Annotated in this window: 20 protein-coding genes; 8 read left to right on the top strand and 12 right to left on the bottom strand. The window is 61.0% G+C overall.

The window, feature by feature from the left end; translation table 11 throughout:
• Positions 1-99 precede the first annotated feature (99 nt).
• A complete protein-coding gene (gene ercA / locus KGA88_RS24470; RefSeq protein ID WP_046037285.1) occupies positions 100-1263 on the top strand; it encodes an alcohol dehydrogenase-like regulatory protein ErcA in 1164 nt (387 codons plus the stop codon).
• Positions 1247-2983 (top strand): NahK/ErcS family hybrid sensor histidine kinase/response regulator, encoded by a 1737-nt coding sequence (locus KGA88_RS24475; protein ID WP_110660740.1) that lies wholly within the window; start codon positions 1247-1249, stop codon positions 2981-2983. The genes ercA and KGA88_RS24475 overlap by 17 nt, the downstream gene beginning before the upstream one ends.
• Here KGA88_RS24475 and KGA88_RS24480 read toward each other — a convergent pair.
• From KGA88_RS24480 to copC, 9 genes are all read right to left on the bottom strand, one after another.
• The gene (locus tag KGA88_RS24480; protein WP_160387790.1) at positions 2959-3849 is read right to left on the bottom strand and encodes an aldose 1-epimerase; all 891 of its coding nucleotides are present in this window, start codon (positions 3847-3849) and stop codon (positions 2959-2961) included. The genes KGA88_RS24475 and KGA88_RS24480 overlap by 25 nt on opposite strands.
• A 218-nt stretch (positions 3850-4067) precedes the next feature.
• Positions 4068-5348 carry a TRAP transporter large permease gene (locus KGA88_RS24485; RefSeq protein WP_223594744.1) on the bottom strand — a complete coding sequence of 427 codons (1281 nt, stop codon included), beginning with the start codon at positions 5346-5348 and terminating at the stop codon, positions 4068-4070.
• Positions 5349-5876 carry a TRAP transporter small permease gene (locus KGA88_RS24490; protein WP_223594746.1) on the bottom strand — a complete coding sequence of 176 codons (528 nt, stop codon included), beginning with the start codon at positions 5874-5876 and terminating at the stop codon, positions 5349-5351.
• A 78-nt stretch (positions 5877-5954) separates the two neighbouring features.
• The gene (locus tag KGA88_RS24495) at positions 5955-6926 is read right to left on the bottom strand and encodes a TRAP transporter substrate-binding protein (protein ID WP_223594747.1); all 972 of its coding nucleotides are present in this window, start codon (positions 6924-6926) and stop codon (positions 5955-5957) included.
• Positions 6927-7002: 76 nt separating this feature from the next.
• Positions 7003-7890, bottom strand: a complete 888-nt coding sequence (locus tag KGA88_RS24500; protein WP_223594748.1) for an SMP-30/gluconolactonase/LRE family protein — start codon at positions 7888-7890, stop codon at positions 7003-7005.
• 52 nt (positions 7891-7942) lie between these two features.
• Complete coding sequence (locus KGA88_RS24505) at positions 7943-8767, bottom strand: NAD-dependent epimerase/dehydratase family protein (RefSeq protein ID WP_223594749.1); 825 nt, start codon at positions 8765-8767, stop codon at positions 7943-7945.
• 267 nt (positions 8768-9034) lie between these two features.
• Positions 9035-10330, bottom strand: coding sequence for an OprD family porin (locus KGA88_RS24510; RefSeq protein ID WP_223594750.1), 1296 nt, complete (start codon positions 10328-10330; stop codon positions 9035-9037).
• Positions 10331-10598: 268 nt separating this feature from the next.
• Complete coding sequence (gene copD, locus KGA88_RS24515) at positions 10599-11456, bottom strand: copper homeostasis membrane protein CopD (protein ID WP_223594751.1); 858 nt, start codon at positions 11454-11456, stop codon at positions 10599-10601.
• A gap of 3 nt (positions 11457-11459) precedes the next feature.
• The gene (gene copC, locus KGA88_RS24520; RefSeq protein ID WP_223594752.1) at positions 11460-11825 is read right to left on the bottom strand and encodes a copper homeostasis periplasmic binding protein CopC; all 366 of its coding nucleotides are present in this window, start codon (positions 11823-11825) and stop codon (positions 11460-11462) included.
• 135 nt (positions 11826-11960) lie between these two features.
• Here copC and KGA88_RS24525 point away from each other — a divergent pair, with 135 nt between their 5' ends.
• Positions 11961-12581 carry a TetR/AcrR family transcriptional regulator gene (locus KGA88_RS24525; RefSeq protein ID WP_110662020.1) on the top strand — a complete coding sequence of 207 codons (621 nt, stop codon included), beginning with the start codon at positions 11961-11963 and terminating at the stop codon, positions 12579-12581.
• A gap of 116 nt (positions 12582-12697) precedes the next feature.
• On the opposite strand, the gene preA is transcribed toward KGA88_RS24525, so the two are convergent.
• The 3 genes from preA to hydA form a co-directional block, all read right to left on the bottom strand.
• On the bottom strand, positions 12698-13972 hold the full coding sequence (gene preA / locus KGA88_RS24530) for an NAD-dependent dihydropyrimidine dehydrogenase subunit PreA (RefSeq protein WP_223594755.1): 1275 nt from the start codon (positions 13970-13972) through the stop codon (positions 12698-12700).
• Positions 13973-15340: an NAD(P)-dependent oxidoreductase gene (locus KGA88_RS24535; RefSeq protein ID WP_223594757.1), complete on the bottom strand. Its 1368-nt coding sequence runs from the start codon at positions 15338-15340 to the stop codon at positions 13973-13975. It lies immediately after the preceding gene.
• Positions 15341-15546: 206 nt separating this feature from the next.
• Positions 15547-16986: a dihydropyrimidinase gene (gene hydA, locus KGA88_RS24540; RefSeq protein WP_110659646.1), complete on the bottom strand. Its 1440-nt coding sequence runs from the start codon at positions 16984-16986 to the stop codon at positions 15547-15549.
• A 539-nt stretch (positions 16987-17525) separates the two neighbouring features.
• On the opposite strand from hydA, the gene KGA88_RS24545 reads away from it, so the two are divergent.
• The 5 genes from KGA88_RS24545 to KGA88_RS24565 form a co-directional block, all read left to right on the top strand.
• Entirely contained in the window at positions 17526-19010 is a 1485-nt protein-coding gene (locus tag KGA88_RS24545) for an NCS1 family nucleobase:cation symporter-1 (RefSeq protein ID WP_223594759.1), read from the top strand.
• Between the two features lie 141 nt (positions 19011-19151).
• Entirely contained in the window at positions 19152-20435 is a 1284-nt protein-coding gene (locus KGA88_RS24550) for a Zn-dependent hydrolase (RefSeq protein ID WP_223594760.1), read from the top strand.
• A 182-nt stretch (positions 20436-20617) separates the two neighbouring features.
• Positions 20618-22114 (top strand): helix-turn-helix transcriptional regulator, encoded by a 1497-nt coding sequence (locus KGA88_RS24555; protein ID WP_223594762.1) that lies wholly within the window; start codon positions 20618-20620, stop codon positions 22112-22114.
• 181 nt (positions 22115-22295) lie between these two features.
• A complete protein-coding gene (locus KGA88_RS24560) occupies positions 22296-22547 on the top strand; it encodes a DUF1652 domain-containing protein (protein ID WP_110659641.1) in 252 nt (83 codons plus the stop codon).
• 13 nt (positions 22548-22560) lie between these two features.
• Positions 22561-22740 (top strand): hypothetical protein (locus KGA88_RS24565; RefSeq protein WP_223594764.1); only part of this gene is annotated, 180 nt, incomplete at its 3' end.

Below are 22740 nucleotides of genomic sequence, written 5' to 3' on the forward strand. Positions count from 1 at the left end.
TTACAGCCCGGGCAGCGCTGTTCTTTGGTCTGATTGCATTCACAGCTGGATGGTTTAGTGTGGTTTCTACCTTCCAAAACAATAAAAACAGGCTTTCCAATGAGCCAGAGTCTCAACCAGCTGCGCAAGTTCGTTTCCCCTGAAATCATCTTCGGTGCCGGTAGCCGGCACAGTGTCGGCAATTACGCCAAGACCTTTGGCGCACGCAAGGTCCTGGTGGTCAGTGACCCCGGTGTGATTGCTGCCGGTTGGGTCGCCGATGTCGAGGCCAGCCTGCAAGCGCTGGGCATCCAGTATTGCCTGTACTCCGATGTCTCGCCGAACCCACGGGTCGAAGAGGTGATGCTCGGCGCCGAGATGTACCGGGAAAACCACTGCGACGTGATCGTCGCCGTCGGTGGCGGCAGTCCGATGGACTGCGGCAAAGGCATCGGCATTGTCGTCGCCCATGGCCGCAGCATTCTCGATTTCGAGGGTGTGGACACCATCCGCGTGCCCAGCCCGCCGCTGATCCTGATTCCGACCACCGCCGGCACCTCGGCCGATGTCTCGCAATTCGTGATCATTTCCAATCAGCAGGAGCGCATGAAGTTCTCCATCGTCAGCAAGGCCGTGGTGCCGGACGTTTCGCTGATCGACCCGGAAACCACCCTGAGCATGGACCCGTTCCTGTCGGCCTGTACCGGCATCGATGCCTTGGTGCATGCCATCGAAGCCTTCGTATCCACCGGCCACGGGCCGCTGACCGATCCCCATGCACTGGAGGCGATGCGCCTGATCAATGGCAACCTGGTGCAAATGATCGCCAACCCGACGGACATCGCGTTGCGCGAAAAAATCATGCTCGGCAGCATGCAGGCCGGGCTGGCGTTTTCCAATGCGATCCTGGGTGCTGTGCATGCCATGTCCCACAGCCTCGGCGGCTTTCTCGATCTGCCCCATGGGCTGTGCAACGCGGTGCTGGTCGAGCACGTGGTGGCTTTCAATTACAACTCGGCGCCTGATCGCTTCAAGGTGATCGCCGAGACGTTGGGCATCGACTGTCGAGGCCTGAATCACCGGCAGATCTGCGGGCGCCTGGTCGAACACCTGATCGCCCTCAAGCACGCCATCGGCTTTCATGAAACCCTCGGTTTGCATGGCGTCAGGACCTCGGACATTCCGTTCCTGTCGCAGCATGCGATGCACGATCCGTGCATCCTGACCAACCCGCGCGAATCCAGCCAGCGTGATGTCGAGGTCGTCTATGGCGAAGCCCTCTGACGAGCAGCAACGGGCCCTGGCCGGGTTGTTGGGGCTGGGCAGCCATTCGGCGCGCAAGAGTCACTATCCGGAGCTGGCCGCGCGCCTGGATGATCTGGAAGCCGAGCGTAACCGCTACAAGTGGCTGTTCGAAAACGCGGTGCACGGGATCTTCCAGGCCAGCCTGCACGATGGCATGCGCGCCGCCAACCCGGCGCTGGCACGCATGCTTGGCTACCAGGACCCGCAGGAGGTGCTGTTCTCCCTGACCGACCTGGGCAGCACCCTGTTCGTCGACGGCGCGCAGGAGCTGGAAACCATCGGCGAAATCCTCCGGCACCAGAGCAGCCTGCACGGCTATGAAACCCGCTTGCGGCGCAAGGACGGCAGTCACCTGGATGTGTTGATGAACCTGCTGCTCAAGCCCGGCCAGGAAGGCTTGGTGGAAGGCTTCGTCTCCGATATCACCGAGCGCAAGCTGGCCCAGCGACGCCTGCAGCAACTCAATGACGAACTGGAGCAGCGCGTCGTCGCGCGCACCGATGAGTTGCTCGAGGCTAACCGTAACCTCCAGCAGCAGATCACCCAGCGTAAACAGATCGCCAAGGCCTTGCGCGACGCCCGCGATGCCGCCGAGGCCGCCAATCACAGCAAGGACAAATACCTCGCCGCCGCCAGCCATGACCTGCTGCAACCGCTGAACGCCGCGCGGTTGCTGATTTCGACCTTGCGCGAACGCAAATTGCCGGAAGCCGAACAGGTGCTGGTGGAGCGCACTCACCAGGCCCTGGAAGGGGCCGAGGATTTGCTGACGGATCTGCTCGACATTTCCCGGCTCGACCAGGCCGCGGTCAAGCCGGACGTTGCCACGTACCGCCTCGACGAACTGCTCGGGCCGCTGGTGTCGGAGTTCCAGTCCGTCACCCAGGCGGCCGGCTTGAACCTGCGGGTGCGCATGGCCGATTACGCCATCAACACCGACTTGCGCCTGATGACGCGGATCCTGCGCAACTTCCTCAGCAATGCTTGCCGCTACACCGATGAAGGCAGCATCCTGCTGGCGGCAAGGCGTCGGGGCGAGATGTTGCGCCTGGAGGTCTGGGACACCGGGCGTGGCATCGCCGCCGACCGGCTCGATTCGATCTTCCTCGAGTTCAACCAGTTGGACGTCGGCCGCGCCGCCGACCGCAAGGGCGTGGGCCTGGGGCTGGCGATTGTCGAGCGCATCGCCAAGATCCTTGGCTACAGGATCGGTGTGTACTCGATGCCGGGGCGGGGTTCGATGTTCAGCATCGAGGTGCCGATATCCGACGAAGTTCCGCTGCCCGTGAGCCAGGCGGTGTCACAACCGGGCACCGGCAACCCGCTACCGGGACGTCGTTTACTGGTGATCGACAACGAAGTGAGCATTCTCGATAGCATGAGCGCGTTGCTCGGGCAGTGGGGCTGCGACGTTCTGGTCGCCACCGATGAAGAGGCTGCTCTGGCGGCGCTACGCGGGCAGGCACCGGAACTGATTCTTGCCGACTATCACCTCGATCACGGGGTGGTCGGCTGTGATGTGGTGCGACATCTGCGCGAGCATTTCCACCAGGACATTCCAGCGGTGATCATTACCGCCGACCGCACCGACCATTGTCGGCGTGCGTTGCAGCGACTCAACGCACCCTTGCTGAACAAACCGGTGAAGCCCGGCAAGTTGCGAGCGGTGTTGAGTCAATTGTTGGGGGCACCAGCCTGAAACGGCCGATACTGCAGGGTGAAGCCCAGTTCGGTGGATTGACCCTGTTCCAGCAAACGCAGGCCCGGTCGACCGGGCAAGTGGTGCGCGTTGACCGGGTGGCTCACCGGTTCGATACAGAAAAACCCCAGGCCCACGGGGCAGTAGAGAAGGTAGTAATCGCTGCCAGTGGCCTGGCAGTCCAACTCGTATCCGAGGTCGGGCTGTTGGATCAGGCAATGGCCGTCCCATTCGCAGAAGCCGTTGTCGACCAGCGTTTCGGGTAATGGCTTGAGTTGCTGAAAATCCCACTCGACCGGCAACGCGCCAAGTGCTGTCGGCAGTTTCGCCCCGTCGCACAACCACACCTGCCGTGCCGGTGCCTGCAGTCGGGTGTTTGGTGTCCGTGGCAGGTACGGATGCAATCCCAGACCATGCCATGCAGCGTGCTCAGCCAGGTGCGTGACATGCATTTCGATGCTCAGCTTGCCTGCGCTCAAATGGAAGCGTTGCCGGGCGCGATAGGCGAAGGGCGTTGTGCTATCGAGTTGCAGGACCACTTCATCTTCAGTTCGGGAAATCACCTGCCATGCCTGCTGCCAGGCGCTGCCGTGGATCGGCAGGGGATCGGTGAGGCTGTTGGGTGTCAGTGCCAGCCAGCCATCGGGACAATCGAAACCGCCATCGGCGATGCGGTTGGACCAGGGGATCAAGGGAAAGCAGCCGAGCTTGCCGGGCAGACCGGTGTTCAGGGCATGCTCATCGGCGTGTCGCAGCAAGGGTTGCCCGGTGCTGCGCACGGTCCAGTTGACGATGCTGGCGCCCAGCTCCGGGGCGAGGGTGAGGTGGGTGAGTTCGTCTTCGAGTTCGAGCAGTGTGAGTGACATGTAGACCTGCTATGTGATTTTTATGTAGCTGCACTGTTCCCTGTGGCGAGGGGGCTTGCCCCCGTTGGGCTGCGAAGCGGCCCCCTGCAATTTTTGAGGAGCACCGAGTCGCTTGTATTTGCGACTGCTGCGCAGCCGAACGGGGGCAAGCCCCCTCGCCACAAAAGCCCCCTGACCAGCAAGCTCCCTGGTTACAGGGAGCTTTCTGACAAGGTGTTTTACAACACCAGATGCGGCAACCACAGCGAAATGGCAGGAATGTAGGTCACGGCCATCAGCACCAGGAACAGCACCGCGTAGAACGGCAGCAGCGCCTTGACGGTTGATTCGATACTGACTTTACCCACGGCCGACCCCACGAACAGTACCGCGCCCACCGGCGGTGTGATCAAACCGATGCCCAGGTTGACCAGCATGATCATGCCGAACTGTACCGGGTCCACGCCAATGCCGAGGATCACCGGCATCAGGATCGGCGTGAGGATCAGGATCAGCGGCGCCATGTCCATGACCGTACCGAGCAACAGCAGCATGACGTTGATGCACATCAGGATCACGTAGCGGTTGTCCGACAGGGTCAGGAACAGCGTGGTGATCTTCGCCGGGATCTGCATCAGGGTCATGATGTAGCCGAAGCTGGCGGCGAAACCGATCAGGATCATCACGATCGAGATCGTGCGCACGGTGCGGTGCATCAGTTTTGGCAGTTCGCTCCATTTGTAGTCGCGGTAGATGAACATGGTCACGAAGAACGACCACAGCACCGCAATCGCCGCCGACTCGGTCGCGGTGAAAATGCCGGACAGAATGCCGCCGAGGATGATCACCATCGCCATCAGGCCCCACAGCGCTTCGCCGCAGATCTTCAGCGCTTCGCGCATCGGGATGACTTCACCCTTGGGGTAGTCGCGCTTCTTGGCGAAGATCAAGCACAACACCATCAGGCATGCGCTCATCAACAGGCCCGGCACCACGCCGGCCATGAACAGCGAGGCAATCGACACCGTGCCGCCGGCGGCCAGCGAGTAGAGCACCGAGTTGTGGCTGGGCGGTGTCAGCAAGGCTTGCACCGAACCGCTGACGGTCACCGCCGTGGCGAATTCCCGGGGATAGCCGCGACGTTCCATTTCTGGAATCAGCACCGAACCGACCGAGGCGGTGTCCGCCACTGAGGAGCCGGAGATCGCGCCGAAAAAGGTCGAGGCCATGATGTTGACCAGCGACAAGCCACCACGCACGAAACCGACCAGCACCCCGGCGAACGCCACCAGGCGTCGGGACATGCCGCCCTCGGCCATGATCGCACCCGCCAGTACAAAGAACGGGATGGCCAGCAGGGAGAACTTGTTCACGCCCCCGGCGACCTGAATCATCAGGGCCTGGAACGGAATGTCGATCCACCATGCACCGATCAGGGCGGCAAACCCCAGGGCGTAGGCGACCGGCATGCCGATCAGGATCAACGCGATAAAACTGCCCAACAGAATAAATGCGTCCATTCAGGCAGCCCCTTCGTTTTCTTCAACGAGGTCGAAACGCACGACCCGGCGGTTGCTCTGGTCACCGAGCAGGAGTTTTTCCAGGACAAACACCAGCGTCAGCACGCCGCCCACCGGAATCGGCATGTAGGTGATGCCCACACGCAAGGTCGGCAGGGCGCTCATGAACTGGTTCCAGGTGGACATGCACAGCTTGCTGCCCCAGATGGCCATGAACAGGCAGATCGTTGCCATCAGCAGTTGCGCGAACACGGCCATGGCCTTGCGCAGATGCGCCGGCATGCGGTCGGTGAGCATGGCCACTGCCATGTGCGAACCGGACCGGTAGCTGGCAGCGGCGCCGATGAAGGTGAACACCATCATCAGCAGAATCGCCGTGGGCTCCGGCCAACTGGAGCCGGTGCCGAGGACGTAGCGGGCGAACACGCCCCAGGGAATGATTAACGCAATGGCCAGAACGGAGAGCCCGGCGACCCAGATACAGGTCATGTAGAGCTTGTCATTGATGCCTAGCAGCAGATTCTTCATCGGGTTCCACCGTAACCGGGCGCGCACTGACGTACACCAACGTCAGCGGCGCCGGGCCTTTCTTGAGTGCAGGGAGGGTTACTGAACGGCTTCGATACGCTTGATCAGGTCGGCGTAAGGTGCGCCGTATTTCTCGCGGATCGAGGCGGTTGCCTCATAGAAAGGTTTCTTGTCGACGGTGATGAACTCGACGCCTGCGGCCTTGAGTTTTTCCTCACTGCTGGCCGATTTTGCATCCCACAGGGTACGTTCCTGAGCCTGTGCCGCCTTGGCGGTTTTCTTCACCAGGGCCTGTTGCTCCGGGGTGAGTTTTTCCCAAGTGATTTTCGACATCACGATCGGCTCGGGCAGAATCAGGTGGCCGGTCAGGCTGTAGAATTTGGCGTTCTGGTAGTGGTTGTGTTCGAGCAGGGTCGGTGGGTTGTTTTCCGCGCCGTCGATCACACCGGTTTGCAAGGCACTGAAGATTTCCCCGGTGTCCATCGCAATGCCGTTGCCACCCATGGCGTTGATGGTTTCGATGAACATCGGGTTGCCTTGCACGCGGATCTTCATGCCCTTGAGGTCTTCAAGGCTGCGTACCGGTTTTTTGGTGTAGATGTTGCGCGTGCCACCGTCCATCCAGGCCAGGGCGACCAGGTTGAATTCGGAGTTGGTGATCTTGTCGAGGATTTCGTCGCCGACCTCACCGTCGATGACCTTGCGCATGTGCGCCTGGTCGCGGAACACGAACGGCATGTTGAACACGTTCACGTCCGGCACCACCGGGCCGACGATGCCAAGGCTGACCCGGGCCATCTGGATGGCGCCGACCTGGGCCTGTTCGACCACTTCTTTTTCCGAGCCGAGTACGCCACCGGCGAACATCTTGAAGGTCAGCGCACCGTTGCTGTCGGCGACCAGGGTTTTACCCAGTTGCTCTTCAGCCACCACGGTCGGGTAACCGGCGGGGTGGATGTCGGCGAATTTGATTTCCAGCGCCTGGGCGGCACTGCTGAGGGAGAAGGCGAACGGGAGTGCAGCGGCGAGCAAGGTGCGTTTGAAGTCCATGGGGGTGTCTCCAGTTTTATTGTTTTTTTATTCAAGGCACAGCGATGCAGCGGGAGCGCTTTTCTGTCGAGGTTGCTCAATCGTTGAAACGGGGTTCGGGTAAACCTTTGACGCCGGGATCGAGGGCGAACACGCCACCGGCCAGTGATTGCGGGTCATGGTCGTCGCCGGGGCGGATCGAGGTCACGAAGAGCGTGTCCAGTCGAGGGCCACCGAAGGCGCACATGGTGGGTTTTTTCACCGGTACGGCGAGGGAACGGTCGAGTCGGCCGTCGGGAGTGAAGCGGTGGATCAGGCCGGCGTCGTTGGCGCAAATCCAGTAGCAGCCATCGGCATCGACCGCAGCGCCATCGGGGCGACCTTCGTGCTGGTTCATGTCGACGAACACCCGGCGATTGGAGGGGGTGCCGGTGTCGATGTCGTAATCGAAGGCCCAGATCTGCTGGACCTGCGGGTGGGAATCGGACAGGTACATCGTACGCCCGTCCGGGCTGAAGCCCAGGCCGTTGGGCACGATGAACCCGCTCAATTGAGCGTCGAGCGGTCCGTGCTGCCCGGCGCTGTAGCGATACAAGGTGCCGTTGGCGGCGTTGGCGCCCATGTTCAGCACCATGCTGCCGGCCCAGAAGCGGCCCTGGCGGTCACAGCGGCCGTCGTTCAGGCGCATGTCGGTGCGGGCGTGGTCGACGTGGGCCAGCGGTTCACTGTCGAGGCTGCCGTCGTTACGCGTATGCAGGCGGAAGAACCCGCTTTCCATGCCGGCAACCCAGTCGCCGTCAGCATGGCGTGCAATGCAAGCCAGCATCTGCGGGGTTTTCCAGGCGTCCACCTGGCCGGAATCGGCACGCCAGCGCTGTAAAGCGCCGGCGGGGATATCCACCCAGTACAGCGCGTTTTCCTCAGGCACCCAGACCGGGCTTTCACCGACCGCGTTGCGGACGTCGACAATCAATTCGGCTTGCATGGCAACTCATTCCCTTGGTTTTTGTTGTGGGGATCAAGTGAGCGGTAAGTGTTCAGTCGCCGAACGGGCCGGCAGCGCAGAAGGCGCCGCCCTGATACAGCCGTGCCGGATCATCGGCGGCGGGCATCGGTTGGGCTTCGACTTTTGCGCGGAACTGTTCGGAGCTGTCCTGCGGGGCAAAACCCAGGGCCGATGCGTAGCGGTTGTCCCACCAGATGTCCTTGTTGTCGGACATGCCGTAGACCACGGTGTGGCCGACGTTCGGGGTGTACAGGGCGCGTTCGAGCAGTTGGGTCAGGTCGCCGAAGCTCAGCCAGGTGCTCATCATCCGGCGGTTGTGCGGCTCCGGGAACGAGGAGCCGATGCGCACGCTGACGGTCTCGATGCCATAGCGGTCGAAGTAGAACGTGGCCATGTCTTCGCCGTAGGACTTGGACAGGCCGTAGTAGCTGTCCGGGCGGCGAGGGGAGTGGGCGTCGATGACTTCGTCTTGCCCGTAGAAGCCGATCACGTGGTTGGAACTGGCAAAGATCACCCGCTTCACACCGTGGCGACGCGCGGCTTCGTAGATGTGGAATACGCCGCAGATGTTGGCGCCGAGGATTTCTTCGAACGAACGCTCGGTCGACACGCCGCCGAAATGCAGGATCGCGTCCACGCCTTCGACCAGTTGATGCACCGCTTGCTTGTCGGCGAGGTCGCACGGCATCACTTCTTCACGGTCATCGATGGCTGGCGCGATGTCGGCGATGTCCGACAGGCGAATGACATTGGCGTAAGGGCGCAGGCTTTCGCGCAGGACTTTACCGAGGCCACCGGCGGCGCCGGTCAGCAGCAGGCGGTTGAAAGGGATGCGGGCGGTTGCTGTGGTCGTCATGGGAATCCTGGGCGCGCGGTTGTTGTTATTGATTTGTTGTAGGTTGTCGTACGACTAGGCGAAGTATCGTTAGGGTTTCCGGCTCTTGTCAACGCGACATTGGTGGAAATTGACGGAGGGTCGTTTCTGTTTGCCGGATTAAACATCCGGCTTGAAATGCCATCCTGTGGGAGCGGGCTTGCTCGCGAAGGCACCGTCACATCCAACCTACATGTCGCCCATGCTAACGCTTTCGCGAGCAAGCCCGCTCCCACAGGGGGGGTGTGTTTACAACAGGCTGATCGGATAGCTGATGAAAATCCGGTTCTCATCGAATTCGTTGGTGCTGAAGTCCTTGCGAATGCTCGCGTTGCGCCATTTCACGTTGAGGTTCTTCAGCGCACCGCTCTGCACCGTGTAGGCCAGTTCCGATTCGCGGCCCCATTCCTTGCCATCGGTGATCGCGCCGGTGTGCACGTTGTCGCCGCTGATGTAGCGGTTCATCAGGGTCAGGCCGGGAATGCCGAGGGCAGCGAAGTTGTAGTCGTGGCGCACCTGCCAGGATTTCTCCCGGGCGTTGTCATAGCTGGAGTTGTAGCTGTCGTTGGCCAGGGTGCCGCCGCTGGTGCCGTTGACCCGCATCCACACGTCGTCACCGGTGAGTTTTTGCAGGCCGACATAGAAAGTGTTGCCGCCATATTTGGCCGAGAGCAGGGCAAATGCGGTCTTGTTGTCGAGGTCGCCGGCCTTGGCGCTGCCGTCTTCCTTGCCGATGAAGTAGCCCAGGTTGGCACCCAGGGTCCAGTCGCCGACGGGCTGGCTGTGGGTCAGGTTGAAGTATTGCTGCTGGTAAATGTCACTGAGTTCCGAGTACCAGACGCCGACCTGCGTGCGCTTTTCATTGAACGCGTATTCACCGCCGCCGAAGTTGAAACGGTCCGAGGTGAACGCCGTTTTGCCGTTCATGAACATGTCTTCCATGCTCGCGTCGTTGCGCGGGCTGTTTTTCTGGAATTGACCGCCGTACAGCGTCAGGCCAGTGATTTCAGTGGAGGTCACCTGGGCGCCCTGGAAGGTCTGCGGCAGCGAGCGGCCATCGTCGGAGCGCAGGATCGGCAGCACCGGCATCCATTCGCCGACCTTCAATTCGGTTTTCGAAATCTTGCCTTTGAGTGCCACGCCCAGCCGGCCGAAATTGTCGGCGGGGCGGCCGTCATCGTGGATCGGCAACAACTGCGTGCCACCGGTGCCTTTACCGCCATCGAGCTTCTGCGAGTACAGGCCCAGTACATCCACACCGAAGCCCACCGGGCCCTGGGTGAACCCGGACCGGGCATCGAGGATGAAGTTTTGCGTCCACTCTTCAGCCTTGCCCTGGGGGTAGGCCGGATTGGTGTAGTTGCGGTTGAAGTAGGCGTTACGCAGGTTCAGCGTGGCCTTGGCGTCGTCGGTGAAACCTTCGGCCTGGCAAGTCATGGGCAGGGCGAGGGCCAGGCTGCTGCAGCCGATCAGGCTCAAGGCATGACGACGGGAAAAGTTTGCACGCGAAGAACGGGCGGAGGAATTGCGGACGAGCTTGCTCACAGTGACGCTCCCTTGTTTCTTGTTTTTATTGTTGTCATACGTCGTCGTACAACATTGGGGGCGATATTTGCGGGATTTTTGTGGGTTGTCAATGGGAAGTTATACGATGACTTGGTGCAAAGGGTTGTATTTGCGTAGGTGAGCCTTTGTGGCGAGGGGGCTTGCCCCCGTTGGGTCGCGCAGCGGCCCCAAAAAAAGGGACTGCTGCGCAGTCCAACGGGGGCAAGCCCCTCGCCACAAAAGCCCATACTCACAGGGGATGGGGTGATTAGCTGGAAATCATCGGGGGTAGGGTGCCCAGCAGCGAAACCGCCGCCACTGCGCCAATCCCCAGCAGCCATTCCAGCATCACGCTGGAGCGCAAAGTCGCCAGACGCTGCTCGCAGTCATCGATGCGCAGCCGATTGAACAGCGCCAGACCCAGCATCGCCGCCACGAGCGCGGCCTTGATCAACAGGATCAAGGCAAATCCGCTGAACAGCGGCGTCGGCCAGAATGCCCCGGTGAGCACCCGCACATTGATCAGCCCGGTGATCAGCAACCCGGCGACCAACCCGTAACCGATGCCGCTGAAACGCAGCAACAACGTGCGCATCGAATGCCCCGCAGGCGCTCGCAGAATCATCAGCAGCAACATCAGGCCGCCGAGCCAGGCACCGACGCACATCAAGTGAATGAGTTGATTGAGGATCAGCAAATGCCCGGCGGTGCCATCGAGCATGGCGCCGTGGCCGACCGGGGCCAGGGTGGCCAGCAGCAAGCCGCTGAGGATCAGGCGCAGCGCAAGGTTGGCGCGCAGTGGGCTCAGCAGTAACGCCACCAATGCGACGTTGATCAGCAAATGCCAGCGCCAGACCTGGCCGAAAAAAGTATTGCCCAGTACCAGGCCCAGGGTCGGCGGATCGAAGGCCGCGTCCCAGGCCCCGGCCATGCTCGCGGTAATCAGCAACAACCAGCAGGCGCCACTGAGCAGCGCCACTCCAGCCAACCAACGGGTGGTCCGTGCCAGACGCTGATCCAGCGCTGTTTCGCCACTTGCAAGCAACGGCCTGAACACCCAGGCCCCGAACAGCATCAGCACCACGATGAAATGCAGGAAGCGGCACAGCACCAGCGCGCTCGCCATGAATTACTGGCCCACCTTGAAGGCGTAGGCACCTTCGCTTTTGTGGGTGTCGACGGACACGGCGTGCCATTCGACTTTGTAGGCGCCGGCGGTCAACGGCTCGGCCGGGGTGACGATCAGGGTCTTCTTGTCGCTGCCTTCGGTGGTCAACGCTTTGACCGCCACCGATGCGCCATCCCGGGTCAGGGTGACTTTGGTGAAACTGGCCTCGACACCCTCGGAGAACTCCAGGCGCAATTGCGTTGGCGCGGTCACGGTGCTGTCGGCGGCCGGTGTCTGGCTTTTCAGGTGGGCGTGGGCAAATGCCGAAGAAGCGGCAAGCAGCGAGCCGAGCAGGGCAGTGATGGTCAGGGTTTTCTTGAGCAGCATCGTGAGTACCTATGGCAGTTTCCAAGTGCGCTGAGTTTAGCGTTACGACAGCGGCTGTACGAAGTTTCGTTTTCCCCTGTCGCCGCAGTCCAGAGCGGATGCTAGTCTTGCTCAACGTTGTTGTCGGGGACCCGCATGGGCAATCACAAGATCGAGATTCGTCGCAGTAACGTCGAAAAAATCCTGTTGGGGGCGGAAAAGGTCTTCGCTGAAAAGGGCTTCGGCAGCACGGCCATGGCCGACATCGCCGCTGAAGTGCAATTGCCGCGTTCCAACCTGCACTACTACTTCAGCACCAAGACCGAGCTTTACAGCGCCGTGCTGTTCGACTTGCTGGAAGTCTGGAAGCAGGACGCGCTGTGTTTCGAGATGTTCGACGACCCGCGCGTGGTGCTCAGCAGCTACATCCGCGCCAAGATGAACCATTCCCGCAGCCGGCCTTATGGTTCGAAAGTCTGGGCCAACGAAATCATCCACGGCGCGCCGACCCTCGGCACAGCGCTCGATGTGAGCCTGTACGACTGGGCCAAGATGAAGGAAGCGAAAATCCGCCAGTGGGTGGACGACAAGCGCATCCTGCCGGTGGAACCGTCGAGCCTGCTGTACATGATCTGGGCCTCGACCCAGCACTATGCCGACTTCGATCACCAGGTGAATATTCTCAACGACCACCAGCCGCTGTCGGACATGCAGTTCGAAAGGGCGGTGCAGACGGTGACCAGTGTGATTTTGCGGGGGATTGGGTTGGAGCCTTGAGGTTGGGTGGTGTGGCTGCCGGCCTCTTCGCGAGCAAGCCCGCTCCCACATTGGAATGCATTCCAAATGTGGGAGCGGGCTTGCTCGCGAAGGCGCCAGATCAGGCGCCGCAGATTTCAAGGACTGACGTGATAAGGATTCCTCGGATCATGATTCCAGTCCAGAAACGGCTTGCCGGTCTCCACCGGCACCATCTCGATACAGTCCTGCACCGGGCAGGTGATCTGGCACAGGTTGCAGCCCACACACTCCTCATCGATCACTTGATACTTGTGCGTGCCGTCCGCCTGCTTGAGGCTGGCCACGGCCTGGTGCGAAGTGTCCTCACAGGCGATATGGCAACGACCACAACCGATGCAAGCCTCCTGATCGATTTTCGCGATCACCTGGTAGTTGATGTCCAGGTACTTCCAGTCCGTGGTGTTGGCCACCGCGCGGCCGGAAAACTCCGAGATACTGGCGTAGCCCTGACTGTCCATCCAGCGTGACAAACCGTCCTTCATGTCCTCGACAATCCGGAAGCCATGCAGCATTGCCGCCGTGCACACCTGCACTGAACCGCAGCCCAATGCAATGAATTCCGCGGCGTCGCGCCAGTTGCCGATGCCACCGATGCCGCTGATGGGCAGGCCCCGGGTCTGTGGATCACGGGCGATTTCGGCGACCATGTTCAAGGCAATCGGCTTGACCGCCGAACCGCAATAACCGCCATGGGTGCTTTGGTTGCCGACCATGGGGTTGGCGACCATGCGTTCGAGGTTGACGCTGGTGATCGAGTTGATGGTGTTGATCAACGACACTGCATCGGCGCCGCCACGATGGGCCGCGCGGGCGGCGACGCGGATGTCGGTGATGTTCGGCGTGAGCTTGACGATCACCGGCAGCGAGCAATAGGTCTTGCACCAGCGGGTGACCTGTTCGACGTATTCCGGCACCTGGCCGACTGCCGCGCCCATGCCGCGTTCCGGCATGCCGTGGGGGCAACCGAAATTCAACTCGATACCGTCGGCGCCGGTGGCCTCCACCAGCGGCAGGATGTGTTTCCATGACTCTTCGACGCAGGGCACCATCAGGGACACGATCAGCGCGCGGTCCGGCCAGTCCTTTTTCACCTGGGTAATTTCTCGCAGGTTGATCTCCAGCGAACGGTCGGTGATCAGCTCGATGTTGTTGAAACCGAGCACCTCCCGGTTAGCCCCGAAGTGCGCCGAATAACGCGACGACACGTTCACCGCCGCCGGGTCTTCACCCAGGGTTTTCCAGACCACGCCGCCCCAGCCGGCCTCGAAGGCGCGGACCACGTTGTAGGCCTTGTCGGTCGGCGGCGCGGAGGCCAGCCAGAACGGGTTGGGGCTTTTGATGCCAGCGAAGACAATCGACAGATCGGCCATTTATGCAGCCTCCACGTTGAGCATCAGTTGCGCGTTGATCGCCTCGGCGGCGCGCTTGCCGTGTTGCACCGCTTGCACGGTGAGGTCCTGATCGAGGCTGGTGCAGTCGCCGCCGGCATACACGCCGGGGATGCTGGTGCGCAGCTGTTCATCGACCTCGATGCGCTCGCCCTGGCGCTTGAGTTCACGGGCCAGCGGATCGGCGAGGGCGCTGCCGTCGAAGGCCTGGCCGATGGCCTTGAAGATCGCATCGGCGGCCAGTTCAAAGGTTTCACCGGTGGTTTGCAGGCGACCTTCGACCAGATGGGTGCGGGCGAAGCGCATGCCGCGCACGCGACCGTGGTCGTCGAGCAGCACTTCTTCCGGTTGCGCCCAGGTCATCAGCCGTACCTGATTGGCCTTGGCGATCTCCTGTTCGTGATGGGTGGCGCCCATTTCTTCGGTCCCGCGCCGATACACCAGATTCACGTCACGGGCGCCCAGGCGGGCCATTTGCACGGCCATGTCGATGGCGGTGTTGCCTGCGCCGAGGACGATGCAGTGGTCGGCCAGGGGCAGTTGGGTCAGGTCTTCGGCCTGGCGCAGTTCGCGGATGTAGTCGGTGGCGGCGAGCAAGCCTGGCGCGTCTTCGTGGGCCAGGCCCAGTTGTTTGCTGGCGTTGAGCCCGAGTCCGAGGAACACCGCGTCGAACTGTTGATGCAGTTCACTGAGGGTCAGGTTGTCCCCGAGCTTCTGCCCGTGACGGATTTCGATTCCGCCGATTTCCAGCAGGAACTCAAGCTCCCGTTGCGCGTAGTCATCCACCAGTTTGTATTTGGCGATCCCGTACTCATTGAGGCCGCCGGCCTTTTCCCGCGCTTCGAAAATCACCACGTCATGCCCGTGCATGGCGCTGCGGTGGGCACAGGACAAACCGGCTGGACCGGCGCCCACCACGGCAATGCGCTTGCCGGTGGCGGCAGCGCGCTGGAAGGGGTGAGTGCTGAAATGCGCATTGTCGACGGCGTAGCGTTGCAACAGGCCGATCATGACTGGCGCACATTCATGGGCGTTGTTGCGCACGCAGGCTTGCTGGCAAAGAACTTCTGTCGGGCAAACCCGGGCGCAACTGCCGCCGAGGATGTTGGCCGAGAGGATCTTCTGCGCGGCGCCTTGCACATTGTCCTGCGCAATGTTGCGAATGAACGAGGGAATGTCGATTTCGCTCGGACAGGCATTCACACAGGGCGCATCGTAGCAGTACAGGCAGCGCGAGGCTTCGAGATGGGCCTGGCGCTCGTTGAGCGGCGGCGCCAGGTCGGTGAAGTGGCCGGCGAGGGCGGCCGCATTCTCTTGGGGATGCGGGAGGTGGTCCAGGGTCTTGATCACGGTTTTGGCCTCACGGTTATTTGAGGTGCTGCCTCTGAATGGGCATTGTTTTTTGCTTCACCCTGTGGCGAGGGAGCTTGCTCCCGTTGGGTGGCGAAGCCGCCCCAAATCCGCTCAACCGGTTTGTTCTGATACACCGGGTCGTTTGGTTCTGGGCCTGCTTCGCAGTCCAGCGGGAGCAAGCTCCCTCGCCACAGAGAATCGGGTCAGCGTTTCACGGCAACAGGCTTGTGCAGCTCAGCCCGCTTGCTCAGCAAATCAAACACCGCCGGGTACGCCGGCCGTTCGATGTAGCGCCCGGCCCCGCGTTCGGCCCGCAGGTCGCCGTCGGCCCAGACCACGCGGCCCTGGCTGATGGTGTGGCTGGGTACGCCGCGCACGGTCTTGCCTTCGAAGATGTTGAAGTCCACCTGCTGATGGTGGGTCTTGGCGGAAATGGTCCGGGTGCCTTGCGGGTCCCACAGGACCAGATCGGCATCGGCACCGACGCGGATCGCGCCTTTGCGCGGGTAGAGGTTGAAGATCTTCGCCGTGTTGGTGGACGTCAGCGCGACGAATTGCTGCATCGAAAAGCGTCCGCTGTTCACCCCTTCATCCCACAACACGGCCATGCGGTCTTCGATGCCGGCGGTGCCGTTGGGGATCTTGCTGAAGTCGTCGCGGCCAGCGGCTTTTTGCTCGGCGCAGAAGCAGCAGTGGTCGGTGGCGGTGGTGTGCAGGTTGCCCGATTGCAGGCCATGCCAGAGCGCCTCCTGATGGCCGCGAGGACGAAACGGCGGGCTCATCACATAACCGGCGGCGGTCTGCCAGTCCGGATCGCGGTAGACGCTGTCGTCCAGCAGCAGGTGGCCGGCCAGCACTTCACCGTACACCGGTTGGCCTTTGGCCCGGGCGTAGGTGATTTCGTCCAGGGCTTCCTTGGTCGAGACGTGCACCAGATACAGCGGCGTACCCAGGGTCTCGGCGATACGGATCGCCCGGCTCGCAGCCTCGCCTTCAACCTGTGAAGGGCGCGACAGGGGGTGCGCCTCCGGCCCGGTCATGCCCTGGGCCATCAGCTTGCGCTGCAGGTGATACACCAGCTCACCGTTTTCCGCGTGCACGGTCGGCACCGCGCCCAGTTCCAGGCAGCGTTCGAAACTCGCCACCAGGGTGTCATCGGCGGCCATGATCGCGTTCTTGTAGGCCATGAAGTGCTTGAAGCTGTTGACGCCGTGCTGGCTGACCAACTCGGCCATTTCTTCGCGAACCTGCTCGCTCCACCAGGTGATGGCGACATGAAAACCGTAGTCCGATGCCGACTTCTCGGCCCAGCCGCGCCATTGATGGAAGGCTTCCATCAAGGATTGCTGCGGATTGGGAATCACAAAGTCGATGATCGAGGTGGTGCCGCCGGCCAGCCCCGCCGCCGTGCCACTGTAGAAGTCTTCGCTGGCCACCGTGCCCATGAACGGCAGTTGCATGTGAGTGTGCGGGTCGATGCCGCCGGGCATCAGGTATTGGCCGCTGCCGTCGAGCACTTCGGCCTCTGCGGGAACATCGAGGTTTTCGCCGATGGCCTTGATCACGCCGTCTGCGCAATACACATCGGCGCGATAACTTTCATCATGGGTAACAACGGTGGCGCCACGGATCAACAGAGACATTCCGAGTTCCTCGCAGGCAATGACCGGCTTGTGCCGGTTCTAGATGTTTTATTCGAGACAACCGGCGCAGAATTAATCCTGTCAACGCTGTCAGGATTAAACGCTAGCTGCACTTATCCGAATCGGCAAGAATATTTTTTATAAGCTTATTCAGAAATTAAGTATTTGATATTTAAGTAATAAATTAGTAAATCACCAAAATGGTGAGGCCGTTCACCATTTTGACGCACTTGACAGGATCTCAAAATGGTCAAGATTTCTTATGTGAAATCAGCTGTTTGAGTATGGTCTATGGTTGATGCGCGGCCATTGAAAAAAGATCAACGCACCAGATTGAGTCCTGACTGTTTCGACAACTTGCCTGGCATTCGGCCTGAGTGGCCTGACAAATAGTCGAGTCAGCGAATAAACCTGATGAACATCAGTTGGTTGCAATGTGTTTATGGAACTGCCCGATGCGTAGTCGGGGTACTCGGCACGTTTATTGAAGTCGCCGACCCCTGATGAGCAACAATAATCAAAAGAACAGTGGAGCGGCCATGCAACAGATCAGATCGCAAGTGACCGAGCGCGACGGCTTGGTTGAGCTGGAAGCCGGCAGCGATGTCCTCGACAGTCCCCGTTACAACCACGATATTGCACCGACCAAGGTGCACGAACGCACCTGGAACAAGTGGCACATCACCGCGCTGTGGGTGGGCATGGCGATCTGCGTGCCGACCTACACCCTCGGCGGCGTGCTGACCGCGTACTTCGGCCTGACCGTCGGCGAGGCGCTGCTGGCGATTCTGTTCGCCAACATCATCGTGCTGATTCCCCTGACACTTAACGCCTTCCCCGGTACCAAGTACGGCATTCCCTTTCCGGTGTTGCTGCGCTCGTCCTTCGGCGTGCTCGGTTCCAACATTCCGTGCCTGATCCGTGCCCTGGTGGCGTGTGGCTGGTTCGGCATCCAGACCATGTTCGGCGGGCTGGCGATTCACCTGTTCCTCGGCTCGGTGTTCGAGGGCTGGAAATCCCTGGGGGGCACCGGCGAGGTCATCGGCTTCATGGTGTTCTGGGCGCTGAACCTGTGGGTGGTGATTCGTGGCGCCGAGTCGATCAAATGGCTGGAAACCCTGTCGGCGCCACTGTTGGTGCTGGTGGGCGTAGGCCTGCTGGTCTGGGCCGTGCCCAACGTATCGATGAGCGAACTGCTGGCAATCCCGGCCAAGCGTCCCGAAGGCGCCGGCGTGGCCAGCTACTTCGCGGCCGGGCTGACGGCGATGGTCGGCTTCTGGGCCACGCTGTCACTGAACATTCCGGACTTCAGTCGCTACGCAAAAAGCCAGAAGGACCAGATCGTCGGGCAGATAATCGGCCTGCCGCTGACCATGTTCCTGTTCGCCTCCCTTGGCGTGGTGATGACCGCGGCGTCGGTGAAACTGGTGGGGGTGACGGTGTCCGATCCGGTGACCCTGATCGGTCATATCCAGAGCCCGGTCTGGGTCGCACTGGCGATGGCGCTGATCATCATCGCCACGCTGTCGACCAATACCGCCGCCAACATCGTGTCGCCGACCAATGACTTCCAGAACATCGCGCCCAAGGCGATCAACCGTACCAAGGCAGTATTGCTCACCGGGTTTGTCGGGTTGGCATTGATGGCCCATGAGCTGCTGAAAAAACTCGGCCTGATTGTCTCTGACGTCAGTCTGGAAACCGTCTATTCCAACTGGCTGCTCGGCTATTCCAGCCTGCTGGGGCCGATCGCCGGGATCATGGTGGTGGACTATTTCCTGATCAAGAAACAACAACTGGACCTTGCCGGCCTGTACCGCGATGAAGTGTACCCGGCGTGGAACTGGTGCGGGTTCATTGCTTTCGGCGTGCCAGTGGCGTTGACGCTGCTGTCCCTGGGCAGCGATGCGTTCAGCTGGTTCTACAGCTATGGCTGGTTTACCGGCTCGGCGCTGGGTGGGGTTATTTATTACGGGTTGAGTGTGATGCGGCCCAACCCATCTGTCGCGAAATCTGCGGTGTAGCTGATGGCCTCTTCGCGAGCAAGCCCGCTCCCACAGGGGAATGCATTCCAAATGTGGGAGCGGGCTTGCTCGCGAAGACGGCCTCACAGACACCAACCAATTGCCTGAAGAAACACACAATAACAGCCTGAGGAGATCATCATGAACGCGGTCGTAGACGTTCTGCAGTCCAGCCATCAGCACATCAACCGCGACCGCCTGTGGCAATCGCTCATGGAGCTGGCCAGGCTCGGCGCCACGGTCAAGGGCGGGGTATGTCGCCTGGCCTTGACCGACCTCGACCGCCAGGCCCGGGACATCTTCGTCAAATGGTGTACGGATGCCGGATGCAGCGTCAGCATCGACGCCGTCGGCAATATCTTCGCCCGTCGCCCCGGGCGCAATCCCGACCTGCCTCCGGTGATGACCGGCAGCCACATCGACACCCAGCCCACCGGCGGCAAGTTCGATGGTTGCTTCGGTGTGTTGGCCGGCGTCGAAGTGCTGCGCACCCTCAATGACCTCAACATCGAAACCGAAGCGCCGCTGGAAGTGGTGGTCTGGACCAACGAAGAAGGCTCGCGCTTCGCCCCATGCATGATGGGCTCCGGCGTGTTCGCAGAAAAATTCACCCTCGAGGAAACCCTGGCCAAGGTCGATGCCGATGGCGTGACTGTGGGTGAAGCGCTGAATGCCATTGGCTATGCCGGCCCGCGCAAAGTCAGCGGCCACAAAGTCGGCGCCTATTTTGAAGCCCACATCGAGCAAGGCCCGATCCTGGAAGACGAACGCAAGACCATAGGCGTGGTGATGGGCGCTCTCGGACAGAAATGGTTCGATCTGAAACTGCGCGGCGTCGAAGCCCACGCCGGCCCAACCCCGATGCACTTGCGCAAGGACGCCCTGGTTGGCGCCGCGGTGATCGTCGGAGCGCTCAACCGCGCTGCCCTCAGCCATCAACCCCACGCCTGCGGCACCGTCGGTTGCCTGCAAGCCTATCCGGGCTCGCGCAACGTCATCCCCGGCGAAGTGCGCATGACCCTGGACTTCCGCCATCTGGAACCGGCACGCCTGGACTCGATGATCGCCGAAGTACGTGAAGTCATCGAAACCACCTGCGACGAACACGGCCTGACCTTCGAGCTCACGCCAACCGCCGACTTCCCGCCACTGTACTTCGACAAGGGCTGCGTCGAAGCCGTGCGCGGCGCCGCCCAGGGCCTGGGCCTGTCGCACATGGACATCGTCAGCGGAGCAGGGCATGACGCGATCTTCCTCGCCGAACTCGGCCCGGCCGGGATGATCTTCGTGCCGTGCGAAGGCGGCATCAGCCACAACGAAATCGAAAACGCCGCGCCCGACGACCTGGCGGCCGGGTGTGCAGTGTTGTTGCGGGCGATGCTGGCGGCTTCGGCGGCAGTTGCCAAGGGCGAGTTGGCGGCTTGAACCCGGTGACGTCCGCTGCTCCCTGTAGGAGCGAGCTTGCTCGCGATGACGGCGCTACATTCAACATCGATGTTGACTGATACACCGCCTTCGCGAGCAAGCCCGCTCCCACAGGTCCTTCGCACGATCAGGCACTCCTGCGGTCGTACTCTTCACAGGGGCAAAACACTTGTGGAGGCGTGATGAGCCAGGACGTCCTGACCACGGAAACCAATCGTCGCCAGTTGCAGCAGATCATCGCCGGCCTGTCCGATGGGGTGATTCTGCTCGACCCCGACCAGAGCATCCTGTGGGCCAACGAGGCGGCGCTGACGATGCATGGCGTCGAACAGGTCAGTGATCTGGGGGCCAACGCCGAGGCGTATACCAAACGCTTCACACTGCGCTATCGCAACAATCATGTGGTGCCGGTCGACAGCTACCCGATCAACCGGGTGGGCCGGGGCGAGACGTTCGGCGATGTGCTGGTGGAATTGACGTCGGCAGCGGACGCAGAGCGCACCTGGGTCCATCGTGTGCGCAGCCTGATATTGGCCGATAGCCGTGGCGAGCCGGAATCGCTGGTGCTGATCATGGACGATGTCACCGACTGGGCCAGCGCTGAGCAGCGCTTCGAGAAAACCTTCGCCGCCAACCCGGCACCGGCGGTGATCTGCCGCCTCAGTGATCTGCGCTACATCAAGGTCAATCCCGGCTTCCTCGAAATGACCGGTTATGCACGTGACCAGGTGATCGGCGCTTCGGCCTATGAACTGGACGTGCTGGAACAGGTGGAAAACCGGGAACTGGCCAAACAGCGCCTGCGCGAAAGGGCGACCATTCCACAGATGGAGGCCGAGTTGCGCTTGCCCGATGGCGGCAGCAAGCAAGTGATCGTGGCCGGCCAACCGCTGGAGCTCAACGACGAGGCCTGCATGTTGTTTTCATTCGTCGACGTGGAGCCCCGGCACAAAGCTGAAATCGCCCTGCGCCAGAGCGAGGAACGCTTTGCCAAGGCCTTTCGCCTGTCTCCGGTGCCGATACTGATATGCGGCGCATCTGATCATCTGGTGTTGGATGTCAACGATGCGTTCCTCGATACCCTGGGTTATTCCAGTGAAGAGGTGCTTGGGATCAGCATTGCGCAGATCGATTTCATCGACGACAAAAACGCGCGCATCCGCCTGTTCGCCGCGCTGGAGAAAACCGCCAGCCTGGATCGCATCGACGTGCGCGTGCGTAGAAAAGACGCCGGGTTGATCGATTGCGCGGTGTCGGCGGGCACCGTGAACATTCAGGACCGCCGATGTTATCTGCTGGTGTTGATGGACATCACCGAACGCAGGCGCACCGAGCTGGAACTGGTGTCGGCCATCGAGGAAGTGATGAAGGACGCCTCATGGTTCAGCCGCACGCTGATCGAAAAACTGGCGAACGTGAAGATCGTCAATTCTGCGCAGTTGCCTGGCGGCTCTTTCACCGACCTGACCGCCCGTGAACGCGATGTACTGGGCCTGATTTGCGCAGGCCTGGCCGACAAGGAAGTTGCCGCGCGCCTGAAACTCGCGCCGAACACCGTGCGCAACCATGTGGCCGCGGTGTATTCCAAACTCGATATTCATAGTCGCAGCGAGGCAATTGTCTGGGCGCGGGAGCGGGGACTATTTTCAAGCGAGTGGCGGCACAAGGGGCAGCGTTAAGGTGCAAATGCACTAATGCGCAGGGTGCAAATTCATGTGTTGACCTGGCGTATCGGCTCTTAGGCTGGGGATGAGCAGCAGGTGTCCAAGAGTCATCTGCATGCGCACTTCGTTATCCGCAAAAGGAACCGCCCGCCATGAGTCAGCTACACGATGCATCAACCCGCCAGGTCCCGTTGCAATGATTACGCTGGCACAGCTGCGGATGCTGATCGAACGCAGTTTTTCACCCTTGGCTTGCGAATGCGACATCACGGGCAATCATTCGCTGACCGTAAAGCTCTATCACCCGGTTTCGGGGCAGGTGGACCTGGTGGTCAGTGGTCTGAACTTGAGTACGTTGCAAACTACAGAATCAGTCGCTGCATTGATCGACGAATTGCGCTACGAACTGGCCAGTAACTCCCTGCAATACCCAGGCTCGGTGATGTAAGAATTGCCAGCTTTTGCTGGCATTAGCCACCGGCTGGGCTATAAATGATTCGCAGATATTTATTTTTGTGACAGGTGTGTGGATTTTGCGCGCAGGTTTTGTTGTCACAAAAATGTGTCTATCACTTATCGCGGGTCAACCTATGAAAACTCTTGGGAAACGCGTTATCTCACCTTTGTCGCTGGCATTGTGC

The sequence above is a fragment of the Pseudomonas sp. A-R-19 genome, from assembly GCF_019956575.1.
In the GTDB taxonomy this organism is placed as follows: Bacteria; Pseudomonadota; Gammaproteobacteria; order Pseudomonadales; family Pseudomonadaceae; genus Aquipseudomonas.

Coding starts and splice junctions, on each gene's coding strand:
- hydA (WP_110659646.1), bottom strand. CDS start 16,986: ATGTCTCTGTTGATCCGTGGCGCCACCGTTGTTACCCATGATGAAAGT.
- KGA88_RS24525 (WP_110662020.1), top strand. CDS start 11,961: ATGGGCAATCACAAGATCGAGATTCGTCGCAGTAACGTCGAAAAAATC.
- KGA88_RS24505 (WP_223594749.1), bottom strand. CDS start 8,767: ATGACGACCACAGCAACCGCCCGCATCCCTTTCAACCGCCTGCTGCTG.
- KGA88_RS24500 (WP_223594748.1), bottom strand. CDS start 7,890: ATGCAAGCCGAATTGATTGTCGACGTCCGCAACGCGGTCGGTGAAAGC.
- KGA88_RS24560 (WP_110659641.1), top strand. CDS start 22,296: ATGATTACGCTGGCACAGCTGCGGATGCTGATCGAACGCAGTTTTTCA.
- preA (WP_223594755.1), bottom strand. CDS start 13,972: ATGGCCGATCTGTCGATTGTCTTCGCTGGCATCAAAAGCCCCAACCCG.
- KGA88_RS24550 (WP_223594760.1), top strand. CDS start 19,152: ATGAACGCGGTCGTAGACGTTCTGCAGTCCAGCCATCAGCACATCAAC.
- KGA88_RS24555 (WP_223594762.1), top strand. CDS start 20,618: ATGAGCCAGGACGTCCTGACCACGGAAACCAATCGTCGCCAGTTGCAG.
- KGA88_RS24475 (WP_110660740.1), top strand. CDS start 1,247: ATGGCGAAGCCCTCTGACGAGCAGCAACGGGCCCTGGCCGGGTTGTTG.
- KGA88_RS24490 (WP_223594746.1), bottom strand. CDS start 5,876: ATGAAGAATCTGCTGCTAGGCATCAATGACAAGCTCTACATGACCTGT.
- copD (WP_223594751.1), bottom strand. CDS start 11,456: ATGGCGAGCGCGCTGGTGCTGTGCCGCTTCCTGCATTTCATCGTGGTG.
- copC (WP_223594752.1), bottom strand. CDS start 11,825: ATGCTGCTCAAGAAAACCCTGACCATCACTGCCCTGCTCGGCTCGCTG.
- KGA88_RS24495 (WP_223594747.1), bottom strand. CDS start 6,926: ATGGACTTCAAACGCACCTTGCTCGCCGCTGCACTCCCGTTCGCCTTC.
- KGA88_RS24480 (WP_160387790.1), bottom strand. CDS start 3,849: ATGTCACTCACACTGCTCGAACTCGAAGACGAACTCACCCACCTCACC.
- KGA88_RS24545 (WP_223594759.1), top strand. CDS start 17,526: ATGCAACAGATCAGATCGCAAGTGACCGAGCGCGACGGCTTGGTTGAG.
- KGA88_RS24485 (WP_223594744.1), bottom strand. CDS start 5,348: ATGGACGCATTTATTCTGTTGGGCAGTTTTATCGCGTTGATCCTGATC.
- ercA (WP_046037285.1), top strand. CDS start 100: ATGAGCCAGAGTCTCAACCAGCTGCGCAAGTTCGTTTCCCCTGAAATC.